This is a genomic window from Hydrogenophaga sp. UC242_53, from assembly GCF_042696965.1.
Lineage (GTDB): Bacteria > Pseudomonadota > Gammaproteobacteria > Burkholderiales > Burkholderiaceae_C > Hydrogenophaga.
Window position 1 is genome coordinate 4,270,404 of record NZ_CP170552.1, and the last position, 12,453, is coordinate 4,282,856.

The 12,453-nt window shown below is 70.4% G+C and carries 12 protein-coding genes and 3 pseudogenes; 8 read left to right on the forward strand and 7 right to left on the reverse strand.

What is annotated here, in order from left to right; translation table 11 throughout:
- Window positions 1-10: 10 nt before the first annotated feature.
- Window positions 11-373 (reverse strand): aspartate 1-decarboxylase, encoded by a 363-nt coding sequence (gene panD / locus ACFJI0_RS21520; RefSeq protein ID WP_291113658.1) that lies wholly within the window; start codon window positions 371-373, stop codon window positions 11-13.
- The gene (locus ACFJI0_RS21525) at window positions 370-1,500 is read right to left on the reverse strand and encodes a Re/Si-specific NAD(P)(+) transhydrogenase subunit alpha (protein ID WP_382322246.1); all 1,131 of its coding nucleotides are present in this window, start codon (window positions 1,498-1,500) and stop codon (window positions 370-372) included. Before ACFJI0_RS21525 ends, panD begins: the two co-directional genes overlap by 4 nt.
- Before the next feature lie 104 nt (window positions 1,501-1,604).
- Between ACFJI0_RS21525 and ACFJI0_RS21530 the strand changes: the two genes are divergently transcribed.
- Together ACFJI0_RS21530 and ACFJI0_RS21535 are read left to right on the forward strand one after the other, a co-directional pair.
- Window positions 1,605-2,102, forward strand: a complete 498-nt coding sequence (locus ACFJI0_RS21530; protein WP_291113652.1) for an NUDIX hydrolase — start codon at window positions 1,605-1,607, stop codon at window positions 2,100-2,102.
- Between the two features lie 77 nt (window positions 2,103-2,179).
- Window positions 2,180-3,547: a DUF3422 family protein gene (locus ACFJI0_RS21535; protein ID WP_382322247.1), complete on the forward strand. Its 1,368-nt coding sequence runs from the start codon at window positions 2,180-2,182 to the stop codon at window positions 3,545-3,547.
- On the opposite strand, the gene mnmA is transcribed toward ACFJI0_RS21535, so the two are convergent.
- Window positions 3,544-4,695, reverse strand: coding sequence for a tRNA 2-thiouridine(34) synthase MnmA (gene mnmA / locus ACFJI0_RS21540; RefSeq protein WP_382322248.1), 1,152 nt, complete (start codon window positions 4,693-4,695; stop codon window positions 3,544-3,546). The two genes, ACFJI0_RS21535 and mnmA, sit on opposite strands and share 4 nt — an antisense overlap.
- Before the next feature lie 79 nt (window positions 4,696-4,774).
- Between mnmA and ACFJI0_RS21545 the strand changes: the two genes are divergently transcribed.
- The 4 genes and pseudogenes from ACFJI0_RS21545 to ACFJI0_RS21560 form a co-directional block, all read left to right on the forward strand.
- A complete protein-coding gene (locus ACFJI0_RS21545) occupies window positions 4,775-6,190 on the forward strand; it encodes an ethanolamine ammonia-lyase subunit EutB (protein WP_382322249.1) in 1,416 nt (471 codons plus the stop codon).
- The gene (gene eutC / locus ACFJI0_RS21550; protein WP_382322250.1) at window positions 6,187-6,978 is read left to right on the forward strand and encodes an ethanolamine ammonia-lyase subunit EutC; all 792 of its coding nucleotides are present in this window, start codon (window positions 6,187-6,189) and stop codon (window positions 6,976-6,978) included. Before ACFJI0_RS21545 ends, eutC begins: the two co-directional genes overlap by 4 nt.
- Before the next feature lie 32 nt (window positions 6,979-7,010).
- Window positions 7,011-7,417: pseudogene (gene arfB / locus ACFJI0_RS21555) on the forward strand (alternative ribosome rescue aminoacyl-tRNA hydrolase ArfB).
- Between the two features lie 277 nt (window positions 7,418-7,694).
- Window positions 7,695-7,979, forward strand: a pseudogene (locus ACFJI0_RS21560) (hypothetical protein); the annotation flags it as partial.
- A 351-nt stretch (window positions 7,980-8,330) separates the two neighbouring features.
- On the opposite strand, the gene ACFJI0_RS21565 reads toward ACFJI0_RS21560, so the two are convergent.
- From ACFJI0_RS21565 to ACFJI0_RS21575, 3 genes and pseudogenes are all read right to left on the reverse strand, one after another.
- Window positions 8,331-9,125, reverse strand: a complete 795-nt coding sequence (locus ACFJI0_RS21565; protein WP_382322251.1) for a GAF domain-containing protein — start codon at window positions 9,123-9,125, stop codon at window positions 8,331-8,333.
- Window positions 9,126-9,531: 406 nt separating this feature from the next.
- Window positions 9,532-9,699, reverse strand: a pseudogene (locus ACFJI0_RS21570) (GAF domain-containing protein); the annotation flags it as partial.
- The gene (locus ACFJI0_RS21575; RefSeq protein ID WP_382322252.1) at window positions 9,696-10,193 is read right to left on the reverse strand and encodes a hypothetical protein; all 498 of its coding nucleotides are present in this window, start codon (window positions 10,191-10,193) and stop codon (window positions 9,696-9,698) included. The pseudogene ACFJI0_RS21570 and the gene ACFJI0_RS21575, both read right to left, overlap by 4 nt.
- A gap of 108 nt (window positions 10,194-10,301) precedes the next feature.
- Between ACFJI0_RS21575 and ACFJI0_RS21580 the strand changes: the two genes are divergently transcribed.
- Together ACFJI0_RS21580 and ACFJI0_RS21585 are read left to right on the forward strand one after the other, a co-directional pair.
- Window positions 10,302-10,904 carry a TetR/AcrR family transcriptional regulator gene (locus tag ACFJI0_RS21580; RefSeq protein WP_382322253.1) on the forward strand — a complete coding sequence of 201 codons (603 nt, stop codon included), beginning with the start codon at window positions 10,302-10,304 and terminating at the stop codon, window positions 10,902-10,904.
- Between the two features lie 57 nt (window positions 10,905-10,961).
- On the forward strand, window positions 10,962-11,846 hold the full coding sequence (locus ACFJI0_RS21585) for an alpha/beta hydrolase (RefSeq protein ID WP_382322254.1): 885 nt from the start codon (window positions 10,962-10,964) through the stop codon (window positions 11,844-11,846).
- Window positions 11,847-11,864: 18 nt separating this feature from the next.
- Here ACFJI0_RS21585 and ACFJI0_RS21590 read toward each other — a convergent pair whose 3' ends face one another.
- The gene (locus ACFJI0_RS21590) at window positions 11,865-12,233 is read right to left on the reverse strand and encodes a MarR family winged helix-turn-helix transcriptional regulator (protein ID WP_382322255.1); all 369 of its coding nucleotides are present in this window, start codon (window positions 12,231-12,233) and stop codon (window positions 11,865-11,867) included.
- Window positions 12,234-12,453: the final 220 nt, after the last annotated feature.

Here is a 12,453-nt window from a genome sequence, read left to right on the forward strand (position 1 = left end):
TCTCCTCGCTTCAGGTTTTCTTGATCTCGTTGATGCGGTTGCCCTCGCCGAGCAACACGACACGCGGCTTCCACTGCGGCACGGCCGCGTCGTCCACCGGGGAGTAGGTGCAGATGATCAGCAGGTCGCCCACGTGCGCCTTGCGCGCGGCCGCGCCGTTGAGCGAGATGGCGCCCGAACCTCGCGCGGCCTTGATGATGTAGGTCGAGAAGCGCTCGCCGTTGTTGACGTTGTAGAGCTCGATCTTCTCGTACTCGCGCATGTCGGCGGCATCCATCAGGTCCTCGTCGATGCCGCAGGAGCCTTCGTAATGCAGGTCGGCCTCGGTCACGGTCGCGCGGTGCAGTTTCGCGCGCAGCATCACACGGCTCATTTGCGCTTGACCTCGCCGCCTTGCGCCATCAGGCAGGCCGCCACGATGTCGTCTTCCATGTCCACGTGCAGCGCACCGTCCTTGTTGACGATGAGCTTGAGGAAATCGAGCACGTTGCGCGCGTACAGCGCCGACGCATCGGCACCGACCATGGCCGCCAGGTTGGTCTCGCCGACCAGCGTCACGCCATGTTTGACCACCGTCTTGTCGGCCTCGGTCAGCGGGCAGTTGCCGCCCACGCCGTCCGCGCCCTTGCCGGCGGCGATGTCCACGATCACGCTGCCGGGCTTCATGGACTTGACCATGTCCTCGGTGATGAGCACCGGCGCGGCCCGGCCCGGGATGAGTGCGGTGGAGATGACCACGTCGGCCTGCGCCACGCGCTTGGCCACCTCGGCCTTCTGGCGCTCCAACCAGGACGGCGGCATCGGGCGGGCGTAGCCGCCCACGCCTTCGGCGGCTTCCTTCTCTTCGGCGGTCTCGTAGGGCACGTCGATGAACTTGCCGCCCAGCGACTCGACCTGCTCCTTCACGCTCGGGCGCACGTCGGAGGCCTCGATCACCGCGCCCAGGCGCTTGGCCGTGGCAATGGCCTGCAGGCCGGCCACGCCCACGCCCAGGATCACCACGCGCGCGGCCTTGACCGTGCCCGCCGCCGTCATGAGCATGGGGAAGAAGCGCTGGTAGTGGTGCGCGGCGACCATCACGGCCTTGTAGCCGGCGATGTTGGCCTGCGAGGAGAGCACGTCCATGCTCTGCGCGCGCGTGGTGCGCGGCGCGGCTTCAAGCGCGAAGGCGGTCAGGCCGGCCGTGGCCAGGCGCTGCAGGCCCACGGGATCGAAGGGGTTGAGCATGCCGACCACGGTGGCGCCGGGTTTCATCAGGGCCAGCTCGTTGTCGAACGGCGGGCGCACCTTGAGCACCAGGTCGGCGCCCAGGGCGCCGGCCGCATCGGTGATCTCCGCGCCCACGGCGGTGTAGGCCGCGTCGGTAACGCTGGCGGCCACGCCCGCGCCCGATTGCACGCGCACGGTGTGGCCTTGCGCCACGTACTTCTTCGCCGTCTCCGGGGTCACGGCCACTCGGGTCTCGCCCACTGTGGTCTCAGCGGGTACGCCTATCAGCATGAATATCTCCTCACCCACAAGTTGAATGTGAAAGTCGGGCGAGCTTACCCGAAAGCGCCCGATTCGGCCCATGCCTGCGCGCCGCAAAGCCCATAATGCGCGCCATGAACACCCGATGGAAACCCAGCGTCACCGTGGCCGCCGTCATCGAACGCGACGGGCGCTTCCTGCTGGTCGAGGAGCACACGGCCGACGGCCTGCGCCTGAACAACCCGGCCGGCCACCTCGATCCGGGCGAAGGCCCGCTCGAAGGCGTGGTGCGCGAAACGCTGGAAGAGACCACCCACGCGTTCACGCCCACGGCCCTGGTGGGCGTGTACCTCTCGCGCTTCCAGCGCCCGGGCCGCGCGGGCCAGCCGGACGAGGACATCACCTACCTGCGCTTCGCCTACAGCGGGGAACTGGGCGAGGCGCTGCCCGGCCGCGCGCTGGACGCCGGCATCGTGCGCACCCTGTGGATGACACCCGAGGAAATCCGCGCCAACGCCGCGCGCCTGCGCAGCCCGCTGGTGCTGCGCTGCATGGAAGACCACCTGTCGGGGCAGCGCTATCCCTTGTCGCTGGTGTTCACCGACCCCTCGGTCGCCCCCTCGGTTCGCTAGGGCCTGTCACCCCTCACGGGGCAGCGGGGGCCACGTCGCTTCGCATACAGTGAACGTCCATCGCCGATGCCCCGCCCATGAACGAATCCCCCGAAACGTCCGCTCCGACCGCCCTGCCCCAGGGCCTGCTGCCCGCCGACGACGCGCTGCGCGCCGAGTTGCACAACGAGGTGCACGCGCGGCCTTCCGCGCGCATCCGGCTGCCCGCGCTGGTGGTGTTCGTCGCCGTGCTCAACGAGGGCGTGAGCCGCGAGCAGGAACGTGAGCACCTGCGCCGGCTGCCGGGCCAGCAGGGCCTCTCGCCCGAGCAGATGCAAGGCAACTTCCTGCGGCTGCGCTTTGGAGAGCACACGCTGAAGTGGGAGCGCCACACCGAGTTCACGCGCTACTCCCTCGTGCAGGCCCTGCCCGCCGAAGCCGGGCTGGGCGCCAGCGATCCCGACCTGCTGGAGGCCCTGGTGACGCCACCGGGCTGGCTGCGCGACATTCCCGGCCGGACCATCGCGGCGATCCAGCTCGTGATGCTGCACGCCGAGCTGCCGGAGCAGACGCCGTCGGCACAGGCCAGCCTCATGGGGCCGGCCCAGCGCTGGTTCGGCCACCGCACCGTGGTGGCCTCCCAGCTGGGCGGCGGCCACTCGTGGGCGGTGACCGACTTCCACCTGCAGCCCTCGGGCTTCGAACGCGTGCTGGTGATCGCGCCGCCCCACGTCAGCGAAACCCGGGCCGGGCGCATCTCGCAGCGCCTGCTGGAGCTGGAGACCTACCGGCTGATGGCGCTGCGCGGCCTGCCCGTCGCCAAGGCCCTGGGGCCCACGCTGACGCAGGCCGAAGCGCAGCTCGCCAGCATCACCGCGCAGCTGGAAAACAAGTCGGCCTCGGAACAGGATCTGCTCGATCAGCTGGTATCGCTCGCCGCGCGTGTGGAGCGCGCCACGGCCGAGAACACCTACCGCTTTGCCGCGACGCGCGCCTACGACGCCCTGGTCACACAGCGCATCGCCGAACTGCGCGAGCGGCCCATCCCGGGCACGCAGACCATAGGCGAGTTCATGCAGCGGCGCCTGTCACCGGCCATGGCCACGGTGGCCGCGAGCGCGCAGCGGCTCACGTCCCTCTCCGAGCGCGTCTCGCGCACCAGCGCCTTGCTGCGCACCCGGGTGGACATCGTGACCGAGGCGCAGAACCAGCAGCTGCTGGAGAAACTCACGCGCGGCCAGGAAATGCAGCTGCACCTGCAGACCACGGTGGAAGGCCTGTCGATCGCGGCGATCTCGTACTACGTGATCAGCCTGCTGCTCTACCTCGCCAAGGGCGCCAAGGCGGCGGGGCTGCCGATCCAGCCGGAAATGGCGGCGGGCGCCCTGATTCCCCTGGTGCTGTGGGCCGTGTGGCGCACCACGCGGCGGATTCACGCCCGGCTCGGGGCGTCGCACAAGGCCTAAGCCGTCACGGGCCGGGCATTCACCGGCGATGCCTGGAAAGACGCGGCGTCGGTCGTGATCACGCCACCACCCAGGCAGACCTCGCCGTCGTACAGCACCGCGCTCTGGCCCGGGGTCACGGCCCATTGCGGGTCGGTGAAGCCCAGCGCAAAGCCCTGATCGCCCTCGGCCTCGAAACGGCAGGGCGCATCGGCCTGGCGGTAGCGCGTCTTGGCGGCCAGGGTGGCGGCCTCGGGCGCATGGCCGGCCACCCAGCTCGCGTCCTGCGCGCGCAGGCGAGGCGTGAGCAGCCAGGGGTGGTCGTGGCCCTGCACCACCCACAGCGTGTTCTTCTCGACGTCCTTGCGCGCCACGAACCACGGCGCATGCTCGTTGCCGCCCTTCTGCGCGCCCTTCTCGCGCACACCGCCGATGCCCAGGCCCTGGCGCTGGCCCAGGGTGTAGAAGCTCAGGCCCACGTGCTGGCCGAGCACGCGGCCCTTGGCGTCCTTGATCGGGCCGGGCTCCTTGGCGATGTAGCGGTTGAGGAAGTCGCGGAACGGCCGTTCGCCGATGAAGCAGATGCCGGTGCTGTCCTTCTTCTTCGCGTTGGGCAGGTTGATCTCGGCCGCGATGCGGCGCACCTCGGTCTTGGGCAGCTCGCCCACCGGGAACAGCGTCTTGGCCAGCTGCGCCTGGTTCAGCCGGTGCAGGAAGTAGCTCTGGTCCTTGAGCGGGTCCTTGCCCTTGAGCAGCTCGAACGCCCCGGCGCGCTCACGCACCCGGGCGTAGTGGCCGGTCGCGATCTTCTCGGCACCCAAGCGCATGGCGTGGTCCAGGAAGGCCTTGAACTTGATCTCGGCGTTGCACAGGATGTCGGGATTGGGCGTGCGCCCGGCCTGGTACTCGCGCAGGAACTCGGCGAACACGCGGTCCTTGTACTCGGCGGCGAAGTTCACGTGTTCGATGTCGATGCCGAGCACGTCGGCCACGCTGGCGGCGTCCAGGAAGTCCTGCCGCGTCGAGCAGTATTCGCTGTCGTCGTCGTCTTCCCAGTTCTTCATGAAGATGCCGATGACCTCGTGCCCCTGCTGTTTGAGCAGGTACGCGCTCACCGCGGAGTCCACGCCCCCGCTCAATCCGACCACCACGCGCTGTTTGCTTGCCATGGGGCGATTATCCCAGCGTGGCCATCCACCCACGGGTTCCGGGGTGACTGGAGCCGCGCTTGGCCGTACAGTGGGGCGCATGGGTTTTCACCACAGCGTCGGCACACAGAGCCACCGGTTCGACGACCTGCGCACGCTGCTGGCGCGCGCCACGCCCCTGCGCTCGGGCGACCAGCTGGCCGGCGTGGCCGCGGCCAGCAGCCAGGAGCGCGTGGCCGCGCAGATGGCGCTGGCCGAACTCCCGCTCTCGCACTTCCTGCACGAGGCGGTTGTGCCGTACGAAGACGACGAGGTCACGCGGCTGATCGTGGACACGCACGACGCGGCGGCCTTCGCGCCGGTGGCGCACCTCACGATGGGCGATTTCCGCAACTGGCTGCTGGGTGATGCGGCCAGCTCCGAGGCGCTTGCCGCGCTGGCCCCCGGCCTCACGCCCGAGATGGTGGCCGCGGTGAGCAAGCTCTGCCGCGTGCAGGACCTGGCCCTGATCGCGCGGAAATGCCGGGTGGTGACGCGCTTTCGCGGCACCATCGGCCTGCCGGGGCGGCTCGCCACGCGCCTGCAACCCAACCACCCGACCGACGACCTCGCCGGCATCGCGGCCAGCCTGCTCGACGGCCTGCTGCACGGCAGCGGCGACGCGGTGATCGGCATCAACCCCGCGAGCGACAACCTGCCCCAGGTGATGCGCCTGTTGTCCATGCTCGACGAGCTCATCACCCGCTACGCCATGCCCACGCAGAGCTGCGTGCTCACCCACGTGACGAACACGCTGCAGGCGATCGAACGCGGCGCGCCGGTGGACCTGGTGTTCCAGTCCATCGCCGGCACCGAGGCCGCCAACCGCGGCTTCGGCATTCACCTCGCGCTGCTGGCCGAAGCGCGCGCCGCGGCGCTCTCGCTGCAACGCGGCGCGCTGTTCGACGACGGCCGGCGCGGCGAGCACGTGATGTATTTCGAGACCGGCCAGGGCAGCGCCCTCTCGGCCGGCGCGCACCACGGCTGCGACCAGCAGACCCTGGAGGCACGGGCCTACGCCGTGGCACGGCATTTCCAGCCCTTGCTGGTCAACACCGTGGTCGGCTTCATCGGCCCGGAGTACCTCTACAACGGCAAGCAGATCCTGCGCGCCGGGCTGGAGGACCATTTCTGCGGCAAGCTGCTGGGCCTGCCCATGGGCTGCGACGTGTGCTTCACCAACCACGCCGAGGCCGATGCCGACGACATGGACGCGCTGCTCACCCTGCTCTGCACGGCGGGCGTGCACTTCATCATGGGCGTGCCGGGCGCCGACGACATCATGCTCAACTACCAGAGCACCTCGTTCCACGACGCGCTGGCCATGCGGCAGCTGCTGGGCCTAAGGCCGGCGCCCGAGTTCGAGGCCTGGCTGCAGCGCATGGGCGTTACCGAAGCCGGCGACGTGCTGCGCCTGAACCCCACCCTGCCGGCCGCGTTCGCGCCGGCCATCGCCCGGCTGGGCCGCAGCGCATGAGCGCGCCGGTGATCCCCGCTACCTGGGCGCGTTTGCAAGGCTTCACCGACGCGCGCATCGCACTCGGCCGCGCGGGGCACAGCCAGCCCACCGCCGCGCACCTCGCCTTCCAGCTGGCGCACGCCCAGGCGCGCGATGCGGTGCACCTGGCCTTCGACCCCGGCGACCTGGCCGGCGCGCTGCAGGCGCTCGACCTCACCAGCCTGCACCTGCACAGCGCCGCGCCGGACCGCGCCGCCTACCTGCAGCGCCCCGACCTCGGGCGGCGGCTGGACGCCGCCTCGCGGGAGACCTTGCAGCGCTGGCACGCCGACCACGCCAAGATCGAAACACCCGACCTGGCCTTCGTGATCGCCGACGGCCTCTCGGCGCTGGCCGTGATGCGCCACGCCGCGCCCCTGATGGCCGCGCTCCTGCCCCGGCTGCGCGCCGACCCGACCCACCGCTGGACGGCGGCGCCCGTGGCCCTGGTCGAACAAGGCCGAGTGCGCATCGGCGACGAGATCGGCGAAGCCCTGGGCGCGCGCACCGTGGTCGTGTTGATCGGTGAGCGCCCCGGCCTGAGTTCGCCCGACAGCCTGGGCGTCTACTTCACCTGGGCACCCCGGCCCGGCCGCCGCGACGCCGAGCGCAACTGCATCTCCAACGTGCGCGACGCCGGCCTGCCACCCGCGCGCGCCGCCGCGAAACTGCACGCGCTGCTCGCGCAGGCCCGCCAGCGCCAGCTCACCGGCATCGGGCTCAAGGACGAGACGGACGACGGCCCCGCGACCCTGCCGCCCGGCTGAGTGCGGCATGTGGCGCGTGGCACACTGCGCCGATGCCGATCACCATCGATCCCGCCGAGGTCGAGTTCACCGCCATCCGCGCCCAGGGCGCGGGCGGGCAGAACGTGAACAAGGTCTCCAACGCGGTGCACCTGCGCTTCGCGGTGCACGGCTCCTCCCTGCCCGAGGCGGTGAAGGAGCGCCTGCTCGCGCTGAGCGACCAGCGCATCACGACCGAAGGCGTGGTGGTCATCAAGGCGCAGACCAGCCGCAGCCTGGAGCAGAACAAGGCCGAGGCGCTGGAGCGGCTGCAGGCCCTGGTGGACAGCGCTGCGCAACGGTGCCCAAGGCACGCAAGGCCACGAAACCCAGCTTCGGCGCCAAGCAGCGGCGGCTGGAAGGCAAGGCGGCCCGCTCCGGCGTCAAACAATTGCGCGGTCGCGTGCGCGGTTTGGACTGATGGCGGCCCGTTTTTGACGGGTTAAGGTTTTTTTACGATTCCTTTAAGCGCTATTTAGCGGCACGGCGAGGCGCGGATTCCTAGACTGACTCTCCATGATTCGCCGCACATGGGGTGCGGTGGTCATCCCGAGACAAGGCCGGGCCATTCGCCTGCCAAAGGAATCCACACCATGCAATCCCACGCCCTCGAAATGGCGCACGTCGTCGCCACCGCCCGCACCGGCCTTGGCCGCTTCAACCTCTATGCCGGCATCCACAAGGCCTTGCGCGCCTTCATGGCCGACACCCTGCTCACGGTCGGCCGCACCGACCCCACCGACGGCGCGGAGTTGGCGCGCACCGTCGCGCAGGTGGTCGAGCTGATGGCGCTGTGCGCCAACCACGTGGCGCACGAGAACGGCTTCGTGCACCCGGCGCTGGAGGCGCGCTGCCCCGGCGTCTGCGACCGCGTGGCGCAGGAACACGATGGGCACCTGCACCACATCCAGCACCTGAGCGACGCCGCCCAGGCCCTGCCAGGCTGCGACGCGGACGAGCGCGAAGCCGGCCTGCACGCGCTGTACCTCGCGCTCGCCCTGTTCGTGGCCGACAACCTGCAGCACATGCACACCGAAGAGACCGCCCACAACGCCGCGCTCTGGGCCGCCTACACCGACGCCGAACTAGTGGACGTGCACAACGCCCTGGTGGCGACCATCCCGCCGGCCGAGATGATGCTCGTGATGCGCTGGATGCTGCCCAACCTGAACGCGCCCGAACGCCTGGGTGTGATGCAGGAGATGCGGGCGGGCGCACCGGCACCGGTGTTCGAAGGCATGCTCGACGCCACGCGCGGCATGCTCAACGCGCACAACGCGATGAAGCTCGCGCGCGGGCTCGGCCTGCCGCCCGTGCCCGGCTTGCGCAACGGTCTAGGCCGCCACCTCTTCCAGCTCGACCGGGCGCAGCGCCTCGAAGCGGAAACACCCCCGCCCCGTCTTCTGGATGCGCAACTGCGGGCACTGCTCGGCCAGCCGGCGGTGCAGCAACAGCAGGCGGGCTTCCAGGTTGTCGGCCACATCGGGCAGGCGCAGCGAGGCATCGAGCCGCAGCTCGCGGTTGGTGAACTCGCTGCGGCCCTGGCGCTGGCCGTCCTGCAGCAGTTTCCACAGGATCGCCCCCGCCACACCCTTGATCAGGTAGCTGTTGTTGACGAACACGCTGTCGTTGCTGCGGTAGTGCCGCACGCGCAGCGCGGGACCGGCCGGCACCGGTGCCGCGGTGGCGGCGGCGCTCGGGGTCTCCTCTTCGGTGCAGGCCGCTTCAGACGCCTGCATCAGGTCGATCACGGCGCCGAGCTGCCCACCCAGCGCCACCAGCAGGTCCTCGTCTTCGTAGCTGAACCGCAGGTCCAACGGGCTTTCAACAAAGAGCACGCCGGTCACGCGGCCGGCCGACAACAGGGGCACGGCCAGCTGGCTGTGCGGCTCGGACAGGCCGGGGTACGGGATGTCGGTGCCGGCCGGGACGCTGCCGTCGCCGCTCACCAGGCTGTCGCGCATGGCCCGGCTGTAGAGGTAGGCGCTGGCCATGTGGCCGATGCGCACCGGCGTGCGCTCGCGCGCGGCCACGCCGATCACACCGTCGCCCAGGGCGATCTCCGACCCCACGCCCGAGGTGGCGTAACCCCGGCTGCGCAACGGTGTAGAGGCGCTGAGAGGCCGCATCGAGGATCAGCAGCATCGCGTGCGGCATGGCCAGCTCGTTCTCCAACACGTCCAGCGTGGCTTCCAGCACCGCGCCCAGGCTGCGCGCGCTCGACAGGCGCGCACTGGCCCGGCGCAGCACCGCGAGCGCCGCCGGCGGGGGAGGCGGCAGCGGCAGCGGTTCGGCCAGCGGCTCCTGCGGCAGCCGCTCCACCTCGATCACCTCATGGATGTCCGAGCCACGCAGGCGGAACACCTCGGCCATGCCGGTGTGGGAGGCGATGCCGGCGAGCTGCGCCTTCATGCTCTCGAACACCGGCCCCTCCTCTTCGGTGCGCAGGTAGCGCAGGTGCAGGCGGTAGAACACCGCGTTGAGCGGGTTGAGCACCAGCAGCGTCGAGCGCGGGTGGGCCAGCAGGTTCTGGCGCGTCTTGTTGAAGAACTGGAACGACAGCGCGACGTGGCCCTCGTCCACGTAATAGACCTGCGAGATGTAGGCCACGTTGGGCGTGCCGTCGGCCGCCGTGGTCGCCACCATGGCGGGAATCACCCCTTCCAGACAAGGCCTCACCTCGGCCAGGTCCACCGCCGTCATGCGCGCCCCGCGATCGGCTGGCCGGCCTTGCTGCCCGGCGTCTGGTCGAAGGCTTGTTCGGGCTCGAACTCGATCGCCACCACGTCGTCGAGGCGGTGCGTGAGCATGGCCCGCGCGTAGGCGCGGTCGAAGCCGAGCAGGGCCAATTCATGCTCCATGCCGCGCAGGTAACGCTGCAGCACCGCCGCTTCGTCCTCGCGCGCCTCGCGCAGGCGGGCGGTGCGCGTCTTGAGCTGCACGGTCTTGTGGGTGCTGGGCTGGCTGAACACCGCGGCCAGGCGCCCGCTGCGGGCGATGTCGCGCAACAGTTGCGCGGACTGGCTGCGGCACAGGTACACCGTGATGAGGCGGCCTTGCGGCCCGACCTGGCTGCCCACGGCCCGCATGACGCTGGGCGTGAGGTCCGGCCCGCAGCTGCTGACGATGACGGAAACCCCGGCATCCATCATGGCCAGGTGTTCCAGCGTCAGCAGGGGGGAGCGGGGGGGTTCCAAGGGCGGCCACCAAGGGTGCACAGGACGCCGCGATCATAGCGACGGCGGCGGGCCGCGCCAAGCGGGTCAGGGCCTTGTTATTTCGCACGATCGTGCTAAAGTCGCGCCATGGACGCCCGGACCCAGAAGAGTGAAATGACGCGCGCCGCCATCGTGGGCGCGGCGCTGGACCTGGCCGCGTCCGACGGGCTGGAGGCCATCACCCTGCAGGCGGTGGCCGACCGCATCGGCATCTCCAAGAGCGGCGTGTTCTCGCGCGTGGGTTCGCGCGAGGCCTTGCAGAAGGCGGTGATCGAAGAGTTCGGCCGCCGCTTCATCGGCGACGTGTTCGTGCCCGCCATGCAGGCGCCCAAGGGGCTGCCGCGCCTGAGCGAGATCGTGCGGCGCTGGCTCATCCGCCTGCGCGACGTGGAGGCTCACACCGGCTGCCTCTACACCTCCGGCGCCTTTGAACTCGACGACCGCGAAGGCGAGCTGCGCGACCTGCTGCTGGGCGAGGTCACGCGCTGGCGGGCCGCGCTGCGGCGCACCGTGCTGCAGGCGATCGAACTCGACCACCTCCAACCCGACACCGACCCCGAACAACTGGTGGGCGAGATCTGCAGCCTGGCGATCGGGCTGGTCCACGACGTGCGCTTCCTGCGCGATCCGCGCGCCGCCGAACGCGCCCAGGCGACCTGGGCCCGCCTGGTCAAGACCTACGAACACTGACCGCTTCTCTTTTTTTGCCTCAATTTCGCACGATTGTGCGATTTACCGGAGAACGCCATGAGCACCACCCCCTTGCAAACCGCTTCCACCTACTACCAGGCCAACCCGGGCACGCGCTGGCTGCGCTGGGCGCTGGGCCTGTCCGAAAAGCTCTGGCCGGCGCTGGCGGTGCGAGGCGCCTACCGCGTGTTCGGCACGCCACTGCCGCCCAAATGGCTGCACCGCCGCCAGCCCGCGCTGGCCGCCTGGCGGGCCACGCCCTGGCCCTTCGAGCAGGCCAGCATCACGCTGTACGAGCCGCCCGGCGCGCCCGGCCCCGTGGTGCTCCTGCTGCATGGCTGGGGCGGCCACGCCGCGCAGATGCTGCCCCTGGCGCAGGCCTTGATGAACCAGGGCCTGCGGCCCGTGCTGGTGGACCTGCCCGCGCACGGGCGCAGCCAAGGCAGCACCAGCAACCTGCCGCAGTTCGCGCGCGCCATCGAGTACCTCACCGCGCGCCTGCAGCAGCAGGGCCACGAGGTGCGTGCCGTGGCAGCGCATTCGCTCGCCGCCAACGCCCTGGCCTATGCGGCCGCGCGCGGCCTGCCCGTGGCCCGGCTCGCGCTGCTCGCGCCCCCGGCCTCGCCCCATGCGTACACCCGCCTGTTCGCGAAGGTCTTCGGCCTGAGCGAGGACACGCGGGAGCGCCTGCAGCAGCGGGTGGAGGCGCGCGAGGGCATCCTGATGCGCCAGTTCGAGCCGGCGGCGGTCGGCCCGCGCGTGGCCGTGGCCACGCTGATCGTGCACGACCGGGAGGACCGCATCAACCGGTTTGCCGACGCCGAGGCCTACCGCGATGCGATCGCCGGCGCGCGCCTGATGGCGACCGACGGCCTGGGCCACACGCGGCTGTTGCGCGACGAGCAGGTGGTGAACGCCGTCGTGGCGCACCTGCGGGGCTGAGCCGCCCCGCCGCGCGGCTCACTTCATCGCTTCGCTGGGTGCGCGGCTGTGCGCGTTGTTGGTGTCCACCAGCAGGCGCAGCAGCTTCATGAACTCGCCGCGCTGGCGCTCGGACAACGGCGCCAGGATGTGCTCCTGCACCTGCAGCATGGCCGGCACGGCCTCGGCCAGCAGCGCGTTGCCCGCGTCGGTCAACACCAGCTGGCGCGAGCGCCGGTCTTCGGGTGAGGTGCGCCGCTCCAGCCAGCCGCGCGACTCCATGCGGTCGACCACGCCACCCGTGGTGGACGCGTCCAGCGCGATGGTGCGCGCCAGCGTGCGCTGGTCGATCCCGGGGTGGTTGCGCCACGGTCTGCAGCGCCGCGTACTGGACCGGCGTGAGTTCAAGTTCGCCCAGCTCCCGAAGAAAGATGCCGACCGAAATCTGGTGCAGCCGCCGGATGTTGTGGCCGGGCTGATCGTCGATGTCGATGGCCGGAGGCTGGCAGCGCTTCATGAGAGGGGGGGCGGAAGAGAGTCGGGCAGTCGGAGGACGGGAGGGGCTTGCCGGAATCCTAGCATCGCCCATACAATAAGTACACTTATCGTCAGCATGCCTTGCATGTGA

What these genes read in the sequence shown, in the direction of transcription:
- panD (WP_291113658.1), bottom strand. Translation starts at nt 373, where the DNA reads ATGAGCCGTGTGATGCTGCGCGCGAAACTGCACCGCGCGACCGTGACC.
- ACFJI0_RS21525 (WP_382322246.1), bottom strand. Translation starts at nt 1,500, where the DNA reads ATGCTGATAGGCGTACCCGCTGAGACCACAGTGGGCGAGACCCGAGTG.
- ACFJI0_RS21530 (WP_291113652.1), top strand. Translation starts at nt 1,605, where the DNA reads ATGAACACCCGATGGAAACCCAGCGTCACCGTGGCCGCCGTCATCGAA.
- ACFJI0_RS21535 (WP_382322247.1), top strand. Translation starts at nt 2,180, where the DNA reads ATGAACGAATCCCCCGAAACGTCCGCTCCGACCGCCCTGCCCCAGGGC.
- mnmA (WP_382322248.1), bottom strand. Translation starts at nt 4,695, where the DNA reads ATGGCAAGCAAACAGCGCGTGGTGGTCGGATTGAGCGGGGGCGTGGAC.
- ACFJI0_RS21545 (WP_382322249.1), top strand. Translation starts at nt 4,775, where the DNA reads ATGGGTTTTCACCACAGCGTCGGCACACAGAGCCACCGGTTCGACGAC.
- eutC (WP_382322250.1), top strand. Translation starts at nt 6,187, where the DNA reads ATGAGCGCGCCGGTGATCCCCGCTACCTGGGCGCGTTTGCAAGGCTTC.
- ACFJI0_RS21565 (WP_382322251.1), bottom strand. Translation starts at nt 9,125, where the DNA reads ATGCGGCCTCTCAGCGCCTCTACACCGTTGCGCAGCCGGGGTTACGCC.
- ACFJI0_RS21580 (WP_382322253.1), top strand. Translation starts at nt 10,302, where the DNA reads ATGGACGCCCGGACCCAGAAGAGTGAAATGACGCGCGCCGCCATCGTG.
- ACFJI0_RS21585 (WP_382322254.1), top strand. Translation starts at nt 10,962, where the DNA reads ATGAGCACCACCCCCTTGCAAACCGCTTCCACCTACTACCAGGCCAAC.